This window comes from Pseudoalteromonas espejiana DSM 9414, assembly GCF_002221525.1.
Classification (GTDB): Bacteria; Pseudomonadota; Gammaproteobacteria; order Enterobacterales; family Alteromonadaceae; genus Pseudoalteromonas; species Pseudoalteromonas espejiana.
Map to the genome: position 1 here is coordinate 83,119 of NZ_CP011029.1, position 19,706 is coordinate 102,824.

The following is a 19,706-nucleotide window of genomic DNA, read 5'->3' on the forward strand; positions in this document are numbered from 1 at the left end:
ATACATCACGTTAGTATGGTGATCTCTTTAGGTTACATAACGATAATTATATGAGCATAAAAACAAACGCATTAATTTACTTTTTAGCCTTTTGCAGTGGCTTTTGCATTATGGGTATTGAGCTTTTAGGTGGGCGTATTTTGGCGCCTTATTTTGGCAGCAGCGTACATATTTGGGGCAGCATAATTACCGTATTTATGCTTAGTTTATCCTTAGGTTATTTACTCGGTGGCAAACTTAGTACTAAAAATGCATCGCTTACTAAATATGGGTTAATTTTTTTAGTGGCGAGCATTATGGTGGTGCCTATTGCGCTGTTTTCGCAGCCAATAATGGAATTTATATTTACCCACATTGAAGACACACGCTATGGCTCTTTGCTTGCCTCTACGGCTTTATTTTTTATTCCTACCGTTATTTTAGGCATGATCTCGCCTTACTCGGTACGCTTATTAGTAACCGACAGCCATAAAAGTGGCCAAGTGGCGGGTGTATTATATTTTGTAAGCACGCTAGGCAGTGCCTTGGGTACTATTATTACCTCGTTTTACTTTGTGCTCGCGTTCGACGTAAACACCATAATTAGCGCGTTTGCATCAACACTTGGCCTACTCGGTGTACTTGCTATTACTGTTAACAGCCTTGGCGGTAATAAGGAGTTAGCGCATGCTTAAATACTTACTCTTAGCTGCCAGTGTGTTCTCAGGAGCAGCGCTTAGTAATGTAATACACGAAGAACGCTCCTTGTATCGCAATATTATTGTTGATGAAACACGCGACCTACGCTGCCTTAAATTTAATACTAAAAGCAGTAAAACTAGTCAAAGTTGTATGTATAAAAACGACCCCGACAAACTCGTTTTTAACTACACCAAGCTTACTTTTGCCAGTTTGTTAGTAACTAAAAACCCTAAAAATGTGCTGGTTATAGGCTTAGGTGGCGGTACGCTTTCTAATGTAATTAATGAGCTTTACCCTGCCGCTAAAATTCATAATGTTGAAATAGACCCAGCAGTTTTAAAAGTAGCCCGCGATTACTTTAACTTTATAGAAACCGATAACGTAACATCAAGCGTGCAAGACGGCCGTATATTTATAAAACGCGCCGCTATTAAAAAGCAAAAGTACGACTGGATCATTCTTGATGCATTCAATGGCGACTACATTCCTGAGCATTTACTTACCAAAGAATTTTTTGAAGAAGTACAAAGCGTGCTAGCCAAAGGCGGTGTTATTGCAGCTAATACGTTTTCGAGCAGTAAATTATACGAGCACGAGTCGGCAACGTACCATAGTGTATTTGGCGACTTTATTAATGTAAGCCGCCCTAATCGCAGTAATCGTATTATTTTAGCGGGCGTTAAAACTATGCCAACTGCAGCGCAGCTTAACGAGCGCATTAACGCCCTTGCGCCACGTTTAAAAAAATACGATGTAGATATAAAAGCAATTAGTACCTACATGCAAAGCACCAAAAACAACCAAGACTGGCCAGCAAATACCAAAATACTGACCGACCAGTACTCCCCCGCTAACCTTCTTAATTTTTAAACGTACAAAATTTATTTAGCCCCAGTTTTGGGGCTTTTTTATTTACGAACTACCACAATATTTACTTAGCACGCTAACTAATGGTAAGGTACTTAGCATGCTAACTAAATTGAGGTGGTTATGACTACTCAAAAACCTTTTCACGAAACGCTCGACTTAACCTTAATTGGTAATATGGGGCGTGTTCATAGGCTATGCCGCGAAGCAGTAACCATAGCTGTAGAGCCATTGGGGCTTACGCAATCGCGCTGGACCGCACTTATGCATATAGACATGCAAGGTGAAGGATTAACTCAACTTGAGCTTGCCAATAGCTTAGGTATAGAAATGCCCTCGCTTACTCGCACACTAAAGCAATTAGAAGAGCAGCAATTAATTACACGAAAAGTAGATGAGCACGATAAACGCAGTAAAAAAATTTACTTTACCGAGCAAGGTGGCACCGTTTTACAGTCGCTAAACAAAAAGCTGATTGATATTAAAAGCCAGCTTTATAGCGGCTTAAGCACACAGCAGCTCGACGCACTCGCGCATGGCATAGTTAAAATAGAAAAAAACGCACTAAACTGTATTCAAAACCAAGTTAAAGGGTAAAGCACGTAATGACCCCCGATCAAAAATTTACACGTTATGTAAGACTTTCGTTAGCGACGTTTGTAGTTGTATTTATATATTATTTAATTGCCGACATGTTTATGCCGGTAACGCCACAGGCACGGGTTTACCACCCTGTTGTGCAAATAGCACCGCAAATAAGTGGCCGCGTAACTAACGTATTGGTAGCCAATAACCAAACCGTAAAAGCGGGCGATGTACTATTTGAAATAGACCAAGACCCATACAAGCTAGCGCTCGAACAAGCACAGCTCGCCCTTGACGATGCCAAATTACAAAATAAACGCCTAGATACCAATGTAAAAGCACTTGAGGCACAAATTAGTGCTGCTAAAGCAAAGCAGCACGAGCAAAATTTATTAAAAAACCGTGGCGAAACCCTTTATAAACAGCGTTCTATTTCAGAGCAAGAGCTTGAAAGCATTAGAGCCAATTTTGAAGCCAGTAAGTCGGATGTAGCCTCATTACAGGCGCAATTAGCCGAGGCCGTACTTGCCCGAGGCGAAAGCGGCACACAAAACTTAGCAATTCGCCACGCAGCAAACCAGTTAGCACAAGCAGAGCTTAACTTATCGTACACGCAAGTGCGTGCGCTAAGCGCGGGTGTAGTGTCTAACCTACAACTACTTGATGGCGCGTATGCCGTAACGGGCAGCCCTTTGCTTGCAATAGTGGCAAACAAAGCCGACCTAGTGGCTGACTTTAGAGAAAAGTCGTTACTAAATATGCAACCAGGCAGCCAAGCTAGAGTAGTATTTGATAGCCGGCCAGGCGAGGTATACATTGCCCAAATAAGCACCTTTGAAGCGGGAGTAAGCGATGGACAACTCAGCGCAAATGGCTCACTTAGTAGCACCGAAACCAGTAACCGCTGGGTGCGCGACGCTCAGCGCCAGCGCATTCATTTAGTTATGCCCAACCACGCTAAATTAATAGCCAGCATGCCAAGCGGCGCCCGTGCCACCGTACAATTATTACCAGAGTCGAGCATTGGGCAATGGCTAGCAATAGCCCAAATTAGGTTTATTAGTTGGTTACACTACATTTATTAATGGAGGCGGTATGAGCAAAGTTATAAGCCAAGCGCCGCAATTAGACTCAAATGGATTACGCCAAGCGCTGCGTATAGCCGGTGGCTGCACTATTGGTTTTACTATTAGTAAGTTAATGAACTGGCCGTACGGTATATTTTTTACGGTGTACCCCATGCTGTTACTTGGTTTAGTGCCGGTATTAAATAAAAGCATAGTGCGCCAGTTTTTAGCCAGTGCCGCAATTAGTATTCCTATGGTGTTAGTTATGCAGGGGTTGTTTTCGCATTTACCTGTTTTAATGACCATTATTGTATTTTTAGCGTTTTGTTTTTTGTTTTATCAAATGAGCTCGGGCGCCGCCTTTTTATTTGGTGCGTTAGGTGTGGTTGGGTTATCTATTCAGCTGCACTTTTCAAGTTATGTAACAGGCACCGATAGCGTTTATCCGCTTATTTTAAGTAATGGCTTGGCGACCCTACTCTCTACGGCTATCGCTTTTGCTATGCATGGTATTTTCCCTGATGTAACCGCTCGCCCTGTAAGAGCGGTACCGGCAAAAGCAAAAGAAAGTATTCGTCATGAGGTATTACTGTGCGCCACAGTGGCTACGTTATCGTTTGTGGCGTTTCAGGTGCTTGATTTACAAGATTCAATATCGGCGCAAGCGTCTTCGGTGCTTATATTGTTTTCTTTGTGTTGGAAAGCCGCAGGTATGGCCGGTTGGCAGCGTGCTATTGGCACACTGATTGGCTGTAATGCGGCGTTGTTAGCGCAAGTTTTACTTTATAACCACACCGACTTTTTACTTTTTCCGGTATTAATATTGTGGACGCTTTCGTTTATTTTTAGCCGCTTTCATATTTTAGGCGGAGGCCCGCCAGGTATAGGATTTGGTGTATTAACTACCTTTGGTATTTTGTTTGGCAACTCACTCGGCCCAGGGCAAGATTTAGTTTACAGCGCGCTGTATCGCTTTAGCTCGGTTGCTGTCGCCATTGTGGCAAGCTTATGTGCAGTTTACATAATGCATCATATATTAAACCGCTTTAGCGCAACCCGCCATCATACCTATGAGTAGCTATTTTCGCAGCCCATCACGCAAACAAGTTTCGCGTCTATTCGCGTCTACAAGTAATTAAACTCAAAGGTTAGGATTATGCCGTAGGCGCAGAGCTTGCTCGCGCGAAAAACGCAGTTTTTAATGGCTTAAAGCGTTTACACGCTTGCACTATTTCGCTTTGCTAAATTAAACAGCACTTTATTTAAGGGCCTTGCCCATCACGCAAACAAGTTTCGCGTCTACAAGTAATTTAAACTCAAGGTTAGGATTATGCCGTAGGCGCAGAGCTTGCTCGCGCGAAAAGCGAAGCTTTTAATGGCTTAAAGCGTTTACACGCTCGCACTCATTTCGCTTTCTAAATTAACCAGCACTTTATTTATGGGCCTTGCCCATCACTCAAACAAGTTTCGCATCTACAAGTAAATTAAACTTATAACCCCAAACTTTTATTAAAACTTAATATTTCCGCGCAGGGCTTTGGTTTGTCCGTGTTTGGTTTTTTTATCCATGCGTTTGCGCTGCGAGTTACGGCTTGGCTTGGTTGCGCGGCGGGCTTTATTTACCTTGGTAGCACTAAGTATTAAGTCTTTTAGGCGGTTTAGTGCGTCTTCGCGGTTTAGTTCTTGTGTGCGGTGGCTTTGCGCTTTAATTATTAATACGCCATCTTTGGTTATGCGTGAGTCGTTTAGCTTTAATAAGCGCTCTTTGTAAAAGTCAGGTAACTTTGAGCGGTTAATATCAAAGCGTAAATGAATGGCACTGGCTACTTTGTTAACGTTTTGGCCACCGGCACCTTGCGAACGAATAGCGGTTAGCTCTAGTTCCCACTCATCTATAGTGACAGTATTTGAAATAGTTAACATTACGTTCAGCTCTTATCGACAAAAATGCATTATAACATTTGTAACTATATTTGTGCTGAATCAGCTTAAGTTATAGGGGTTTAAAGTATTTATACTACTTTGTAGTTTAAATGCAGCTAATACTTTAGTTTTGTATTGGCAAGCGCTTACATTTAGTTTTTAATGGCTTTAATTAAATAATAGGAAATGCCCAATGAAAAAAATAATTTTATCACTTAGCTTACTAGCAATGAGTTTTTCAAGCCTTGCAGAAGACATTAGCGAAGGCCAATTACAAAGCTACATGAAAGCACTGCCTGCAGTGTCTAACTGGGCAAGCAGCCAAGAATCACTTAAAGGCCTAGATTTAGCAAGTATGCTAGGTGGCTCTGCCGAGCAAAGTGTTGATGAGCAAAGCTCAATGGCAAACACTGCACTTAGCATGATCAGAGAGCAAGACCTATACAAAAGCTTTGCAAGCATTACAAACCGCTACGGTTTTTCGCCTGAAGAGTTAGTATCTGTGGGTTCTGAAGTATCTATGGCTTACATCGAAAACTTAAAATCGGGCCTTTCTGCTGAAAACCAAGAAACAGCAACAAAAGTAATGAGCGGTCTACAAAGCCTTAAAAGCGCAAAAAGTAGTGATGCTAGCTCGTTAATGGGCTCGTTTGGTAAAGCGTCAAGCGCTGCTGAAGAGTCGACTGAATCGCTAGTAAGCGAAAACAACCTTGAGCTTGTGAGCGAATACATGCCACAGCTTCAAAAGCTTTTTGCACTACTGTAATTAAGTAAATTTTTACTAAAAAGGTGGCATTTGCCACCTTTTTTAATGCCTAAATTTAATAATTACGACATTTTACGAATTGTACTAAGCGGTGCTATGCGTAAAATCCAATGTAAAAACGCCCACGGCCAGGTTGGCACAAAGCTGTTGGCTTTTTCTTTATTAATGGCTTTTACAAGCGCTTTGCAGCCGGTTTCGGTATCGACTATAAAGGGCACTGTTTTTACTTTTTCGTTTATTTCGCTTCTTATAAAACCTGGGTGTACACAGCTTACTTTTATAGGTGTGTGCATTACATCTATGCGTATGCCTTCGCTTAATGAGGTAATGGCCGCTTTTGTAGCAGCGTAAACGGTCATGGCGCGCCTAAAACCTCGCACCGCACTAATAGACGAAATAGTTACTAAGTGGCCATGGTTTTGCGCTCTAAAAATTTCCATTGCGGCCTCTGCCTGGGCAAGGGCGGCTACAAAGTTGGTTTGTGCGGTTTGTTTGTTGGCATTAAAATAACCCGTACCAACAGACGCACCTTTGCCCATACCTGCATTTATAATGACTCTATCAAGGCCGTTTAGCTCTTCTTTAAAGGCGTTAAATACGCTAAACACGTGCTCGTGATCGTTAACATCGAGCACTTTTATGCTAATGGTTATATTAGGGTTTACCTGTTCAAGCTCGCTTTTTAGTTGCTCGAGTAGCTCAAAGCGCCGAGCACATAAAGCAAGGTTACAGCCTTGTTTTGCAAACTCTTTTGCCATGCCTTTGCCTAAGCCTGAACTTGCACCTGTTATTAGTATGTTTTTGCGCATAATTAAATCCTTAGGTGTATGTAATTAATTTTTGTTGTGGGTGGCACTCTAAAAAGTGATGCTCGTTTAAACTGCTAATGCCTAATTTACGGTTTGCCCCTTTGCCACGCGCCACTACTTTGGTTACGCCTGCGTTTACTAAGCTCCAATTAATATCAATAAAGTGCTCGAGCTTTAGCCCCATTAATTGGCTGGTAATAATGCTAATAGGCCCGCCAGAGGTGTAAATAAGTACTTTTTTGCCATGGTTTTCATTGGTTATTTGCTCAAGTGCGCCCAGTACTCGCGCAGTAAATGCATTAAAGCTTTCGTTGTATAATGTGCTATCGGGGTTGAGAACCCACTGCTCAATGGCGCTAATAAATACCGTTTTAAAATATTCCATTGGGTCGGCTTGTTTGCTAAGTGCAGTACGCACTTGGCTGGCGGTGGCAAGCTCTGGGTCATAAACCGCTAAAATATGTTCGTGATCGTACTCGTTTAAACGCGCATCGTTTATTAGCACTGGCGCATTATTAACACTTGCTAAACTAAGCTCTGCGGTTTGATTATGGCGTAGCATATTCCCTGCAAATACCACATCGGGCGTTAGCTGCTTTTGTGCTACATACTCACCAAGTAATGTGGCTTGCTGCTGCCCTTTATTTGAGAGCATATCGTAGTTATCAGCCGAAAAGCTGGCCTGCCCGTGGCGCACTAAATATAAAATACACATTAGGCTTTTCCCTGATTTTTAATGGCTTTATTACAGCGCCATAAAAGGTAATGTACAAACACCCAAAAGTTTTTAAAGGCTGGGTTTTTTGTTTGCCCATGGTGGTAGCGGTAATAAATTTGCTGCACTATGCCTGCAAGCCTAAATAGCCCGTACACTTCGTAAAAAGTAAAATCGTCTACCGTTATATCCATTTTTTTACAGTAATAGGTCACTACTTCTTTGCGCGTTAGCATGCCCTCTAAATGGGTAGGTTGGCGGCGCGTGGCTTGCACTAAAAAGTCATCGCCGGGTTCTACCCAGTAAGCCAATGTGTTGCCTAAATCCATAAGTGGGTCGCCAAGGGTGGCAAGCTCCCAGTCTAAAATGCCCAGTACTTTGGTGTAGTCGGTTGCATCAAGTACAACGTTATCAAACCTAAAGTCGTTATGCGTTATACAAATACGCTCGTGGCTTGGCATGTTGTTTTCGAGCCATTTAATTACTTTTTTGCCACTGGGTACATTCCATGTTTTAGCTTTAGTAAAACGCTCACTCCAGCCGCTAATTTGTCGCTGCGTATACCCTTCGCCTTTACCTAAATGGCTTAAATTGGCCTGTTTGTAATCTACTTTGTGTAGCTCTACTAGGCAGTCGAGTACGTTTTCGCACAGCTGTTTGGTGCGCTCGGGCGTGGGCGTTAATCCGCGCGGTAAGTTTTTACGCGGAATAATACCCGTAAGCTTTTCCATAACATAAAAGTCGGTGCCAAGTATGCTTTCATCATCGCAAAACGCTTGCATAGTAGGTACGTAACTGTAAACCGGTTTTAGCGCCTGCTGTAATTTAAACTCGCGGCCCATATCGTGTGCGCCTTTGGCTTTGGTGCCTTTTGGGGCACGGCGCAAAATAAGCGATTGCTCTGGGTAGTCTAGGCAGTAGGTCCAGTTTGAAGCGCCCCCTGCGTATTGTGTAACGTTTGGCTCGCCAGTTAACTGCGGTATGTGTTGTTTAAGCCAGGCATCTACTTTTTGGGTGTCGAGCTCTTCGCCTTGGCGCACGCTTTTGGCTTGATCTAATAATTGTGTGTTCATTGTTAGCCTTTATTATTTTGATTTTAAACGTTGCATAGAGCGTGTTTTTTTCAGCATGTTTTTAATGTACCACTCAACGGGGAGTAGTTTTTTCATTAAAAAGGCCTGTTTACCTAATTTATGGGTCAAAATTAAAAATGGGCGTTTAAGTGACTGCTTATAAATAATATTTGCAACTTGCTCGGCGTTAATGGGTGAGCGCTCAAATGCACGGTTTAACATTGTTTGCATAGCCGGCTCGCTGGTGCGTAACGACTCATTAAGGTTGGTTTTAAAAAAGCTGGGGCACACTACGCTTACATCTATATTATCGTAAGCAAGCTCGAGTTTTAGGGTTTCGCTAAAGCCAATTACGGCGGCTTTTACGGCGTTATAACTGCTCATAAACGGAATAGGTGTAAGCCCCGCTTGCGACGCTACATTAATAAAGTAGCCACTGCCTTGTTGCTTAAATAACGGATAAAACGTTTGGCACACTCGCACCATAGAGAGCAAATTAATATCCATAATCCACTGCCATTGCTCAAGCGATTCGCCCTCAAGTGATCCGCCGGTTGCAACGCCTGCATTATTAATAACAATATCTACGCCTTGCCACTTGGTTTGAATAAAATCGTAAAGCCCCTTTACATCGGCTTGTTTTGTTACATCGCAGGCGTAAAAAAAGGCATCGGCTTTTAATGCTTGTAGATCGTTAATAGTTACGGCTGCGCGTTCGGCGTTTATATCGGCAATACAAATTTGTAAGTTTGCGCCCAAATTACTCGCGTAACTAAGCGCTAATGCTTTGCCAAGCCCTGTGGCTCCACCTGTTATTATTAATTTTGTTTTCATGGTGTTGCCTTAGCGGTATTTGTTAAGTTCGAGGCGCGAAACCATGCCCATGTGTACTTCGTCTGGGCCATCGGCAAGGCGTAAAATTCGCCCCATTGCATTAAACGAGGCAATAGGAAAGTCGCTCGACACGCCAGCGCCACCAAATACTTGTATGGCCATATCAGAGACCATTTGCAGCATATTGGGTACCACTACTTTTATGCTCGATATTTCGGTCATGGCGTGTTTAACGCCTTGGGTATCTATTTTCCATGCGGCGTGCAGTGTTAATAAACGGGCTTGATCTATTGCCATACGCGCCTGCGCAACGCGTTCTAAATTGCCGCCTAATTTAAGTAACGGTTTACCAAAGGCGCTGCGCGAAAGCCCGCGCTTAATCATTAGCTCTAAACAGCGCTCTGCTGCGCCAATTGCGCGCATACAGTGATGAATTCGCCCAGGCCCTAAACGCCCTTGTGCAATAGCAAAGCCTTTGCCTAACCCTAAAATAAGATTTTGTTTTGGTACACGTACGTTACTAAATTCCATTTCGCCGTGGCCGTAGGGGGCATCAAAATCGCCACAGGCACTTAGCATGCGTTTAATATTTACGCCGGGTGTGTTTAATGGCACAAGTACCATGGAGTGCTGGCTATGTTTATCGTTTTCGGGGTTAGAAAGCCCCATAAAAATAGCTACCTGAGCATTGGGGTGGCCAAGGCCGGTGGTCCACCATTTTTTGCCATTTAAAATGAGTTCGTCGCCATCAACATTTATGGTTGCTTGCATGTTTGTGGCATCTGAAGAGGCTACGTCGGGCTCGGTCATGGCAAATACAGAGCGTATTTCGCCATTTAATAAAGGCGTTAACCACTGCTGTTTTTGCTCATCGTTTGCAAAGTGATACAGCACTTCCATATTGCCGGTGTCGGGGGCGTTACAGTTAAATATTTCTGATGCAAATAAACATTTACCCATTTGCTCTGCAATAGGGGCGTACTCTAAACAAGTTAAGCCTTGTGCTAGTTCTGTATCGGGTAAAAATAAGTTCCACAGGCCAGCGGCTTTTGCTTTCGCTTTTAATGGCTCAATGTGCTCACTTAGCTGCCAAGTGGTCCAATCGTTTGAATTATTTTTTGCGTGGTTATGCGCAACTACCGCTTGCTCAATAGGCAATACGTGTTCATTCATAAAGGCGGTAACACGCGTTAGGTAGTCTTGGCTTTTTTGGCTTGGCTCAAAGTTCATTAGGGTTGCCTGTTTATTTTTTAGTTAACCCAGCATAAAACATTCGCCCCAATGAATTAAATGAAATATATTACCAGTTAAGTGTGAATTACATTCATAGTGTGGGTGGGTAATAATGATTGAAGCTAAAAATATTCAGCAGTTAGACTTAAATTTACTTAAAATTTTTGAGTGCCTCTACCGAGAAAAAAACATGAGCGAAACCGCAAAGGTGCTGTACATAACGCCCTCAGCAGTAAGCCATGCTATAAAACGCCTGCGAAGTGTATTAAACGACCCGCTATTTGAGCGCCAAGGGCAATTAATGTTGCCCACCCCAGCATGCCAGCGCATGGCGCCAGCGCTAATAGATTTACTGGAAAAGTTACGCCAAGTACTGCAAGCCTGTGGCGATTTTGACCTAGCCACCACCGCGCAAACCTTTAAAATAGCCCTGCACGATGCCATTGAGCCCATAGTGCTGCCAAAGTTGCAGTTAATAATTGCAAAACACGCCCCTAACGCAAGCCTTGCAAGCGTTAAGCTAAACCGCGACGACATGCACAAGCAATTGGCTAATCATCAAATTGATATGGCGATAGATGTAGCGCGGCCTATAAAAGCGCCTATTAGCCATGCTGTGCTTTCAAGCGATCACTTTTGTGTATTACTGAAAAAAAATCACCCGCTAAAAAATAAGTTAAATATAGAAAATTACTTAAGTGCTAAACATGTAGCGGTTTCAAACAGAGCCACCGGCACCGTAATTGAAGACATAGCCTTATTGCAGCTAAGCTTTAATCGCGAGGTAGCTATGCGCTGCCAAACCTATTTTGCCGCAAAAGAGGTAATTAAAAACTCGCCATTTTTGCTCACCCTGCCCTCAATGGTTGCAAGCCAATTGCTAGATGACACGCTTATAGCACGGCCTGTACCCACCACAATGCCTGCTATTTATCAGCATTTATATTGGCACCAAAATACCGATAAAGACGACGCCCTAATGTGGCTGCGCAGCCAAGTAGAAAATATATTTAAGCGTGAAGGTATATAACGGGCTTTTTATTTATGGGCCTTGCCCATTACGCAAACACGTTTCGCGTCTACAAGGTATAAACGCAGCTATGTGCCCAAGGTTGAGGGTTCGCCGTAGGCGCAGAGCTTGCTCGCGCAAAAAGCGAAGCTTTTAATGGCTTTAAACATCTGCACCTATTTTGTTTAATGAATTAACCAGCTTTTTATTTATGGGCCTTGCCCATTACGCAAACACGTTTCGTGTCTACAAGGTATAAACGCGTCTATGTACCCAAGGTTGAGGGTTCGCTGTAGGCGCAGAGCTTGCTCGCGCGAAAAGCGTAGCTTTTAATGGCTTAAACCTTCTACACGCTCGCACCTATTTCACTTTGCTAAATTACCCAGCACTTTATTTATGGGCTTTGCCCATTACGAAAACACGTTTCGCGTCTACAAGGTATAAACGCAGCTATTTACCTAGGGTTCGCTGTAGGCGCAGAGCTTGCTCGCGCGAAAAGCGAAGCTTTTAAATTATATTTACTTTTATCGCATTGGCGATGGCAACCAAGGGGCGCATAGCGCCGAACGCCCCTTGGAACCCCACGGCGCCCCGAGCATTTTGCAATTTCCTCAAAGCCTAAATTGATATGAACGTAACCGCCGTGTATTCGCCGTCCGTGGCGAAGCCACGACTTCAATTGCTTCCATGCAATCAATTACTCATCAATTGAGTCTTTTCGGGCAAAATGACGGGGAGAGTGTTTTAACAGCGGCGTTTAAATTTGTTGTTGGTATTAGCGTTATGTATATTTAACTTATCTTAACTGTTTGAGTAATTTTAATGGCTGCTGACCCACCATCATCACTAAACTTTCCTCAATACCGTGATTTAGTAAAAAAGCTCAAACATGGTAAATCATTACCAACAGCTATTTATTTACACAAAAGCTCATTACAGGAAGCGCTGCCGCCTGAGTTACTAAGTTTTATTCAGAGCACCATAAGCAAACTAAACATAAATGAGCCTTGGAACCTAATTAAACTCTATAAACGCGATCTAAAATTTACGTTACTTAACTACCCTCATTTTGATGAATACGCATACCCCGAACTCCACACCAGCTATACAATTGATGCTGACGAGCAAACAATAAAAGCAACAAACTACAGTAACTCAAATAACCCACCTATTTTGCATCGTAAAGAAACCTTTGTACTGCCTAGTTACCCTCATAACGCATTATTTAAAGCTATTACGAAAGAAGGCGAGCAAATAGGCCTGTATCAAAATACCAAAAGCATTGGCTTTAAACAGCAATGGCAAAACTTAATTAAACGCAAAGGCTTTGAATTGGATGAAAAAGGCAGGCTAAACAAAATAGCTGAGCTACCAAAACCTGAAATTGAAAATAAACCACAAACAATACAGCGCCATTTAACCGCAATAAACCGCGATAGACTTTCAGCGCCTTTTCAAAAGCTCGCAAAATACGGTTATTTAAATGGGGATTACTCAATACTGGATTACGGCTGCGGCCTAGCAGATGACGCGACAGAGCTAGAAGCCCACGGTCTTAATATTAACGCATGGGATCCAGTACACAGGCCAAACGGAAATAAACAAACGAGTGATATTGTTAATTTGGGCTTTGTACTTAATGTAATTGAAGAGCAACGAGAGCGAAAAGACACTTTAACCGCTGCTTACCAACACACTAAAAAATTACTTTTAGTCTCAGTAATGCTCGCAAACGAAGCCAAACAAGAACACTTTAAACAATACAAAGATGGCGTAATTACTAAATGGAATACCTTCCAAAAATACTATAGCCAAGCCCAAATAAGAGCTTACATAGAGCAAACCTTAAACGTTAAAACCATGGCATTTGGGCAAGGCATTATCGCTATTTTTAAATGCCCACAATTAGAAGAAGCTCATCACTTAGAGCTACAATTTCAAAATTATAATTGGCAACATATAACGCAAAGGCCACAACCAAAAGCATTACCCAAAGCTCAGCAAAAAACCTTATTCGAAAAACACCAAACACTGCTTGATGATTTTTGGCAACACTGCCTGCACTTTGGCCGCTTACCCGCAAACGATGAGTTTGAACAAAGCACAACATTGCGCAAATATTTCACCAGCCACAATAAAGCATTTAGCATGCTACAAAATTACTATGAACAAAGTGAGTTTGATCAAGCACAACTAAAGCGAAAGCACGATTTACTAGTGTATTTTGCACTTAGCCTATTTGGTAAGCGCCAAGCTAAAAGCCACATGCCAGCAAGTTTAACGCGCGATTTAAAAATACATTTTGATGATTACAATCAAGCATTAGAGCAAGCAAAGCAACTGCTTTTCTCAATTGCAGAGCCCGCAAATATTGGTAATGCTTGTTACCAAGCTTACGAGCAAATTCAGCTGGGTGAGTTACACGACAACCACTCATACATTTTACACACTCGCTATTTAAATCAGCTCCCCGCAATACTGCGTGTTTACATTGGCTGTGCTGTGCAACTGTATGGCGATATTGACGACGTAGATTTAGTAAAAATACACATGCGATCGGGCAAAGTTACATTTTTAAAATACAATGACTTTAATAAAAAGCTGCCGTTACTAACCGAGCGAATAAAAGTAAAGATGCTAGAGCAAGATATCGACTACTTTTACTACGGCGATATTTACCCCTATCAGCCTTTTTATAACAAAATAGATTATTTACAAAAAGGCAGTAGTGAATACAAAAGCCAACAACGGTTTGATAAAAAATTAGCTGACATGCTCAAAGGCGTAGCCAAAGCCGAGTGGCCCAACTGGCCCATATTACAAAAGGTGTTTGACTATTGGGGAGTGGAATTAAAAAATAATAAATTTTATAAAAGATAAAATCCTATTCATAACAAGGAACTAGGTTTTCATGCAGCTACATTGTGATAAATAAAACAATAAAAACTGTATTTATCACGTAAGGTACGTAATAATATTACGTACCTTACGTGATGGGATTAAATTATGAGCAACCTTGAAAGTAATTATTGCTACAGCTTCCCCGCAGTTCGTGGCCAGCAGGCTGGTAAACCCTTTTATATAGCAACTTGCCCTTTAAGGCTCATACCTAAAATATTCATGTATGACGAAGAAGAAGTCCCCGTAGAGCTGAGGGCTCAGCGCACACTCAATAAAGGTCGCATACCAGAAATGGCTCGTTACCTAGTTGAGTCACCTCACGATTATGTATTTTCGGCTATAACCGCCTCAATTGGAGCTGAAATCGACTTTATCGAAGTAGATAAAAATAGCAATATCGGTAATTTAAAAGTCCCCATGGATGCGCAAATTTTAATAAACGACGGCCAACATCGTCGCGCAGCTATAGAAGAAGCTCTGAAAGAGCGCCCAGAGCTAAGCCAAGACAACATCGCTGTACTCTTTTTTGTAGACGAAGGCTTACAGCGTAGCCAACAGATGTTTGCTGATTTAAATAAATACGCAGTACGCCCTAGCCCATCGCTTGGCACCATGTACGATCACCGCGATCAAGCATCTGAACTTGCACGTTATTTAGCTTTAAATACAAAACCTTTTGCAGGATTTACTGAGTTTGAGCGCTCTACAATTGCTGTTAAAAGTAGTAAACTGTTTACCCTTAGTGGCATTAAACAAGCAAACCGCGTTTTACTTGGTAAAGGGACTAAGGAAGGCTTTAACGAAGACGAAAGGCAAGTTGCTGCAAAGTTTTGGGAATCACTAAATATTTATATGCCAGAATGGATACAAGTACAAAACAAACAGCTCTCTGCTGCTGAATTTCGCCAAGAGTATATTTCGGCGCATGGTATTGGATTACAGGCACTTGCACTAGTTGGTAAAAGCTTACTTACACTTAGCGATTCAGAAAAACAAAAAAAGCTTAAGTTAATTGCCAATATCAACTGGCTTAAAAGTAACCCTGCTTGGACTCATCGAGCAATGCAACATGGCAGGCTTTCAAAAGCTATGAGCAATATTTTCCTTACCAGCATGCAAATAAAACGTGAAATTGGCCTCCCTCTTTCGAAAGAAGATGTACAAAAAGAGAATGAATACTTAAGCGCATGAAATTATTAAACCAGTACGATCTAGAAGACTACATCGAATTTATCGAAAACGAATCGTTTGCAGGTAGCCAACTACATAACTTTGTAGCCGACACCCAACGAGTTTACATGGCCGATAAACGCCCATGGGTATTAGGTTACAGTGGCGGTAAAGATTCATCTGCCGTTATGACCTTAATTTACTTTGCGTTACTTGGCTTAAAGCCAGAAGACCGCCACAAGCCTGTTTTTGTAGTTGCGTCCGATACCTTAGTAGAAACACCAATGGTGGTTGATCACGTTGAAAAATCACTAAAACTTATTGAAGAAGGTGCAAAGCGCGAAGGCCTACCAATTACTTCACATAAAGTAGTGCCAAAGTCGAATAATACGTTTTGGGCTAATTTACTAGGTAAAGGCTACCCTGCACCAACGCGTAACTTTCGCTGGTGTACAGAGCGAATGAAAATTGACCCTGTAAGTACTTTTATTAAAGAACGCGTAAGTGAATACGACGAAGTAATTGTTGTACTAGGCTCTCGCTCTCAAGAAAGTGCATCGCGTGCGCAAGTAATTAAAAAGCATAAAATTGATGGTTCAGATCTCGCCGTACATACAACCTTAAGCAACGCATTTATTTACACACCAATTGATACATGGAGTGTTGACGATGTGTGGAAAATCCTACGCCTGTGTCACTTAAAAACCGAAGAAACACCATACGGCACTAAAAACAAATGGTTTAATAAGTACGACCTAGAATGGGAAAACCCATGGGGCGGTAAAAACCTTGTGTTATGGAACTTATACAAGGACTCATCAGGCCAAGGCGAATGCCCAATGGTTATTGACGAAACCACGCCATCGTGTGGTAACTCACGTTTTGGTTGTTGGACATGTACCGTAGTCACGCGCGACCGCGCAATGGAAAGCCTAATTCAAAACGGCGAGCAGTGGATGACTCCACTACTTAAATACCGCAATATTTTATCGCGAAGTACATCGCCTAAGCTTAAAAAGAAATACCGTAACCATATTCGTCGCGATGGCCGTTTAGCGTTTAAAACCCTAAAAGAGGATAAAGAGCGCGTATTAACAGACGACTACACAACAGGCCCTTACAAATTAAAGTATCGCCAGCATGCCATGCGTTTACTGCTTAATATACAAAAGCAATTTAACGACCAAGGCCGTGATGTTGAGCTAATTACAGTTGATGAATTACATGCAGTAAGGCATGAATGGTTAAACGACCCTAACGAGCCTGATTGGGACGATACCCTACCCGGTATTGTATCTGATGCGCTAGGCATAAAGCTCGACTGGACAATAGACGACTCAAACCAATTTAGCCTTACCGAAGGCCAGTTGCTTAACGACATTGCACCTAAGCACGGCGTATCGCCGCAAATGGTTAAAAAGCTAATCGACGTTGAAACTCAAATGAGCGGCCTTGCTCGCCGTACGGGTATTTTTAATCGTATTGGCCGCTTAATTCAGCAGGATTGGGAAAGCGCCGAAGTTATTATTGCCTCTAATTTAGATATTCGTCAGAGCCAAATGCGCCAAAGTAACGAAGTAAAAGCGCTAGAAGACGACCTAAAACAAATTACTGCATTGCTCAAAGCTGAGGGCATAGAATGATTTTTAAAACACTGACCCTAAATAACTTTCGAGTTTTTAACGGCCAAACCACTATAGACCTAGACCCTCGTAAAGAAGGCATGTTTGAGCGCCCTATTATTTTATTTGGTGGTTTAAACGGTGCGGGTAAAACCTCTATTCTTACCGCCATTCGCTTAGCCTTATTAGGTAAACGTGCGTTGGGTGCTGTAATCACAAAAAAAGATTACTTAAGCTACTTAAACGAGCAAACTAACAAAACCGCAACCAAAGCCCAGCAAGATGCCGAGAGCAGCATAACGCTTAGCTTTTCGCATACTCATCAAGGCAAACATAACCTTTATGAAGTAACCCGAAAATGGCAGCTTGAAAGCGATGAAAAGTTAACGCTTACTATTAATGGTGAGCAAGATACCTCATTAAACTCAGAGCAAGTACAAGCGTTTTTACACGAAATAGTTCCGCCGGGTATCGGTGATTTATTCTTTTTTGATGGCGAAAAAATAGCAGAGCTAGCAGAGGATGATACCGGCTCTTACTTAAAAGAGGCCGTACAAAAACTGCTGGGGATCGATATTATAAACCGTTTAAGCAACGACCTTGATATTTACCTAAAAGGCCTAGGCGCAGAAACCGCCGACAAAGATACGCTTAAAAAAATTAAAGCTGCAGAAGATCAAAAAAAGCAAATTACCCAGCAAGTAAATACAACAAGGGATAAAGCCGACAGCATTGGTGCGCAATTAACAGAGCTTAAAAACAAAATAGCCGCTAAAGAGCACGAAATACAAGCCCAAGGTGGCGCATGGGCTAAAACAAAAGATCAAGAGCAAGCAAAAGCCTCTGAGCTTATTGAGCTTGAAAAAGAGCTAACCGCTAAAATACGCCAAGAGCTAAGTGGCAGCCTACCAATGGCACTTGCGCCAACGGCAATGCAAAGCTTAATTGAGCAGCTAACCAGCGACCAACAAATTAAACAAGCTAAAGCGTTTGGTAACGAGCTGGTACAAGCGTTACCAAACCTTGAAAGCGCGCTTAATCAAAAGTTTGATACGCAAAGCAGCGATATAATGGCAACAGTAAATAGCTATTTTGGTCAGCTAGTAAACCAAACCGCGCTTGCCGAGCCAAAGCTAGATATTTCAGACTCTGAATTTGCGCTTATAAACGCACAAGTAACAGAGGCTTCGCAATCGCAAGCGCTAATAAAAGAGCTATCAACAGCGCTGACACAAACGCAAAATAAATTAAGCTCACTTTCAATTAATATTGAGCGAGCTCCAGATGCTGCCGACTTACATGAGTTATATACATCGCTGCGCGAGCTTGAAAAACAGCGCGATACAACAAGCAAAGAGTACATAAGCGAACTTCTTAAAGCGAAAGAGTTTAAAGCTAAAGAGCTAGAACTGGCTAAACGCTTAGAGAAAGACTATTCCAAGCTTAAAAACAACCACTCAGCCGATAAAGCCGTTGAGCGTGTAGAGCTTAGCCAATATGTATTGCAAGACTTTAAACACGCGCTTACAGAGCTGCGTGTAACCCAGTTAGAAGAGTTATTTGTAAAAGCATACCGTAAGCTTGCCCGTAAAGAAGACTTAAAGCTTTCAGCTAAAATAGACCCCACCAGTTTTGACGTAAATCTCGTCGATGCCGAAGGTGTTATTATTAACCGTAAATCTATGTCGGCTGGTGAAAAGCAAATATTTGCTTTTGCTATTTTAGAAGCACTCGGTAAGCTTTCAGGTAAAGTGCTGCCAGTCGTGGTTGATACGCCACTTGGACGTTTAGATTCAAAACATCGCGACAAACTTATTAAGCACTACTTCCCAGAGGCCAGCGAGCAAGTAATCCTGCTTTCAACCGATACCGAAGTAGACGAAGACTTTTACCAAGCCATTGAGCATAAAGTATCTCACGCGTTCGAGATTGAGTTTAACCAACATACTAATTGTTCAACCCTGCGAGAAGGTTACTTTTGGGCAGAGCTTGCACAGGAGGCCATATAACATGCTCCCACAAACAATGTGGCTTAATAAAGCCGTTGAAGAACAGCTCCAAACCCTAAAAGGTAAAACAGGCGTTACACCCAACGTAGCAGCCCGTATCGCGTTTTTTCGCTCCATCGAAAAGGGGTTTATATTCAATAAAGAAAAAGACTATAAGCTCTCTGGCAGCCTCAAACTCGATAAGTTTACCTGGTTAGGTAAAACCCAAATGGTGACTGAATTACTACTTAAGCAGCGCTACCCTGAGTATTCTGATAAGGAACTACAAACAGCCTGGGCAGCACATGTTGAGGATGGGATTGCAACAATAAGGAATCAAAGAGACCTTGTTAACTTAATTCATAATATCAACACTGCTTAGTTGTTAAGCTACCAGTGTTTTTTGCAAGCTAAACTTAACTTAACCTCTCAGAGATCAAAAATCAAGTAGTTACTTTTCACT

General features: G+C 42.2%; 18 protein-coding genes. 12 read left to right on the forward strand and 6 right to left on the reverse strand.

Annotation, left to right across the window (positions count from 1 at the left end; genetic code table 11):
- The first annotated feature begins 50 nt into the window (after positions 1–50).
- The 5 genes from PESP_RS17300 to PESP_RS17320 all read left to right on the forward strand — a co-directional run bounded on the left by PESP_RS17300 (position 51) and on the right by PESP_RS17320 (position 4,278).
- Complete coding sequence (locus PESP_RS17300; RefSeq protein ID WP_089349280.1) at positions 51–674, forward strand: fused MFS/spermidine synthase; 624 nt, start codon at positions 51–53, stop codon at positions 672–674.
- A complete protein-coding gene (locus PESP_RS17305; RefSeq protein ID WP_089349281.1) occupies positions 667–1,551 on the forward strand; it encodes a spermidine synthase in 885 nt (294 codons plus the stop codon). Before PESP_RS17300 ends, PESP_RS17305 begins: the two co-directional genes overlap by 8 nt.
- A 120-nt stretch (positions 1,552–1,671) precedes the next feature.
- The gene (locus PESP_RS17310) at positions 1,672–2,145 is read left to right on the forward strand and encodes a MarR family transcriptional regulator (RefSeq protein WP_089349282.1); all 474 of its coding nucleotides are present in this window, start codon (positions 1,672–1,674) and stop codon (positions 2,143–2,145) included.
- Positions 2,146–2,153: 8 nt separating this feature from the next.
- Positions 2,154–3,218, forward strand: a complete 1,065-nt coding sequence (locus PESP_RS17315; RefSeq protein ID WP_089349283.1) for an HlyD family secretion protein — start codon at positions 2,154–2,156, stop codon at positions 3,216–3,218.
- A gap of 10 nt (positions 3,219–3,228) precedes the next feature.
- Entirely contained in the window at positions 3,229–4,278 is a 1,050-nt protein-coding gene (locus PESP_RS17320) for a DUF2955 domain-containing protein (RefSeq protein ID WP_089349284.1), read from the forward strand.
- A 431-nt stretch (positions 4,279–4,709) separates the two neighbouring features.
- On the opposite strand, the gene arfB is transcribed toward PESP_RS17320, so the two are convergent.
- A complete protein-coding gene (gene arfB / locus PESP_RS17325; RefSeq protein ID WP_089349285.1) occupies positions 4,710–5,123 on the reverse strand; it encodes an alternative ribosome rescue aminoacyl-tRNA hydrolase ArfB in 414 nt (137 codons plus the stop codon).
- A gap of 193 nt (positions 5,124–5,316) precedes the next feature.
- Here arfB and PESP_RS17330 point away from each other — a divergent pair, with 193 nt between their 5' ends.
- A complete protein-coding gene (locus PESP_RS17330) occupies positions 5,317–5,889 on the forward strand; it encodes a short-chain dehydrogenase (RefSeq protein ID WP_089349286.1) in 573 nt (190 codons plus the stop codon).
- A gap of 62 nt (positions 5,890–5,951) precedes the next feature.
- Here the strand turns inward: PESP_RS17330 and PESP_RS17335 are convergent, their stop codons facing one another.
- The 5 genes from PESP_RS17335 to PESP_RS17355 are packed head-to-tail and all read right to left on the reverse strand — an operon-like array spanning position 5,952 to position 10,550.
- Positions 5,952–6,698: an SDR family oxidoreductase gene (locus tag PESP_RS17335; protein ID WP_174694400.1), complete on the reverse strand. Its 747-nt coding sequence runs from the start codon at positions 6,696–6,698 to the stop codon at positions 5,952–5,954.
- 10 nt (positions 6,699–6,708) lie between these two features.
- Positions 6,709–7,413: a histidine phosphatase family protein gene (locus tag PESP_RS17340; RefSeq protein WP_089349288.1), complete on the reverse strand. Its 705-nt coding sequence runs from the start codon at positions 7,411–7,413 to the stop codon at positions 6,709–6,711.
- A complete protein-coding gene (locus PESP_RS17345; RefSeq protein ID WP_089349289.1) occupies positions 7,413–8,486 on the reverse strand; it encodes a phosphotransferase family protein in 1,074 nt (357 codons plus the stop codon). The genes PESP_RS17340 and PESP_RS17345 overlap by 1 nt, the downstream gene beginning before the upstream one ends.
- A gap of 12 nt (positions 8,487–8,498) precedes the next feature.
- On the reverse strand, positions 8,499–9,320 hold the full coding sequence (locus PESP_RS17350; protein WP_089349290.1) for an SDR family oxidoreductase: 822 nt from the start codon (positions 9,318–9,320) through the stop codon (positions 8,499–8,501).
- A gap of 9 nt (positions 9,321–9,329) precedes the next feature.
- A complete protein-coding gene (locus tag PESP_RS17355; protein ID WP_089349291.1) occupies positions 9,330–10,550 on the reverse strand; it encodes an acyl-CoA dehydrogenase family protein in 1,221 nt (406 codons plus the stop codon).
- Between the two features lie 115 nt (positions 10,551–10,665).
- On the opposite strand from PESP_RS17355, the gene PESP_RS17360 reads away from it, so the two are divergent.
- From PESP_RS17360 to dndE, 6 genes are all read left to right on the forward strand, one after another.
- A complete protein-coding gene (locus PESP_RS17360; RefSeq protein WP_089349292.1) occupies positions 10,666–11,583 on the forward strand; it encodes a LysR family transcriptional regulator in 918 nt (305 codons plus the stop codon).
- An 801-nt stretch (positions 11,584–12,384) separates the two neighbouring features.
- Positions 12,385–14,442, forward strand: coding sequence for a DNA phosphorothioation-associated putative methyltransferase (locus PESP_RS17365; protein ID WP_089349293.1), 2,058 nt, complete (start codon positions 12,385–12,387; stop codon positions 14,440–14,442).
- 126 nt (positions 14,443–14,568) lie between these two features.
- Positions 14,569–15,654, forward strand: coding sequence for a DNA sulfur modification protein DndB (gene dndB, locus PESP_RS17370; RefSeq protein WP_089349294.1), 1,086 nt, complete (start codon positions 14,569–14,571; stop codon positions 15,652–15,654).
- A complete protein-coding gene (locus PESP_RS17375) occupies positions 15,651–17,276 on the forward strand; it encodes a DNA phosphorothioation system sulfurtransferase DndC (protein ID WP_089349295.1) in 1,626 nt (541 codons plus the stop codon). Before dndB ends, PESP_RS17375 begins: the two co-directional genes overlap by 4 nt.
- Positions 17,273–19,264, forward strand: coding sequence for a DNA sulfur modification protein DndD (dndD, locus tag PESP_RS17380; protein WP_089349296.1), 1,992 nt, complete (start codon positions 17,273–17,275; stop codon positions 19,262–19,264). Before PESP_RS17375 ends, dndD begins: the two co-directional genes overlap by 4 nt.
- 1 nt (position 19,265) lies before the next feature.
- Positions 19,266–19,625 carry a DNA sulfur modification protein DndE gene (dndE, locus tag PESP_RS17385; RefSeq protein WP_089349297.1) on the forward strand — a complete coding sequence of 120 codons (360 nt, stop codon included), beginning with the start codon at positions 19,266–19,268 and terminating at the stop codon, positions 19,623–19,625.
- Positions 19,626–19,706 lie beyond the last annotated feature (81 nt).

Coding starts and splice junctions, on each gene's coding strand:
- PESP_RS17310 (WP_089349282.1), top strand. CDS start 1,672: ATGACTACTCAAAAACCTTTTCACGAAACGCTCGACTTAACCTTAATT.
- arfB (WP_089349285.1), bottom strand. CDS start 5,123: ATGTTAACTATTTCAAATACTGTCACTATAGATGAGTGGGAACTAGAG.
- PESP_RS17355 (WP_089349291.1), bottom strand. CDS start 10,550: ATGAACTTTGAGCCAAGCCAAAAAAGCCAAGACTACCTAACGCGTGTT.
- PESP_RS17360 (WP_089349292.1), top strand. CDS start 10,666: ATGATTGAAGCTAAAAATATTCAGCAGTTAGACTTAAATTTACTTAAA.
- PESP_RS17300 (WP_089349280.1), top strand. CDS start 51: ATGAGCATAAAAACAAACGCATTAATTTACTTTTTAGCCTTTTGCAGT.
- dndB (WP_089349294.1), top strand. CDS start 14,569: ATGAGCAACCTTGAAAGTAATTATTGCTACAGCTTCCCCGCAGTTCGT.
- PESP_RS17320 (WP_089349284.1), top strand. CDS start 3,229: ATGAGCAAAGTTATAAGCCAAGCGCCGCAATTAGACTCAAATGGATTA.
- PESP_RS17340 (WP_089349288.1), bottom strand. CDS start 7,413: ATGTGTATTTTATATTTAGTGCGCCACGGGCAGGCCAGCTTTTCGGCT.
- dndE (WP_089349297.1), top strand. CDS start 19,266: ATGCTCCCACAAACAATGTGGCTTAATAAAGCCGTTGAAGAACAGCTC.
- PESP_RS17315 (WP_089349283.1), top strand. CDS start 2,154: ATGACCCCCGATCAAAAATTTACACGTTATGTAAGACTTTCGTTAGCG.
- PESP_RS17350 (WP_089349290.1), bottom strand. CDS start 9,320: ATGAAAACAAAATTAATAATAACAGGTGGAGCCACAGGGCTTGGCAAA.
- PESP_RS17330 (WP_089349286.1), top strand. CDS start 5,317: ATGAAAAAAATAATTTTATCACTTAGCTTACTAGCAATGAGTTTTTCA.
- PESP_RS17375 (WP_089349295.1), top strand. CDS start 15,651: ATGAAATTATTAAACCAGTACGATCTAGAAGACTACATCGAATTTATC.
- PESP_RS17365 (WP_089349293.1), top strand. CDS start 12,385: ATGGCTGCTGACCCACCATCATCACTAAACTTTCCTCAATACCGTGAT.
- PESP_RS17305 (WP_089349281.1), top strand. CDS start 667: ATGCTTAAATACTTACTCTTAGCTGCCAGTGTGTTCTCAGGAGCAGCG.
- PESP_RS17345 (WP_089349289.1), bottom strand. CDS start 8,486: ATGAACACACAATTATTAGATCAAGCCAAAAGCGTGCGCCAAGGCGAA.
- PESP_RS17335 (WP_174694400.1), bottom strand. CDS start 6,698: ATGCGCAAAAACATACTAATAACAGGTGCAAGTTCAGGCTTAGGCAAA.
- dndD (WP_089349296.1), top strand. CDS start 17,273: ATGATTTTTAAAACACTGACCCTAAATAACTTTCGAGTTTTTAACGGC.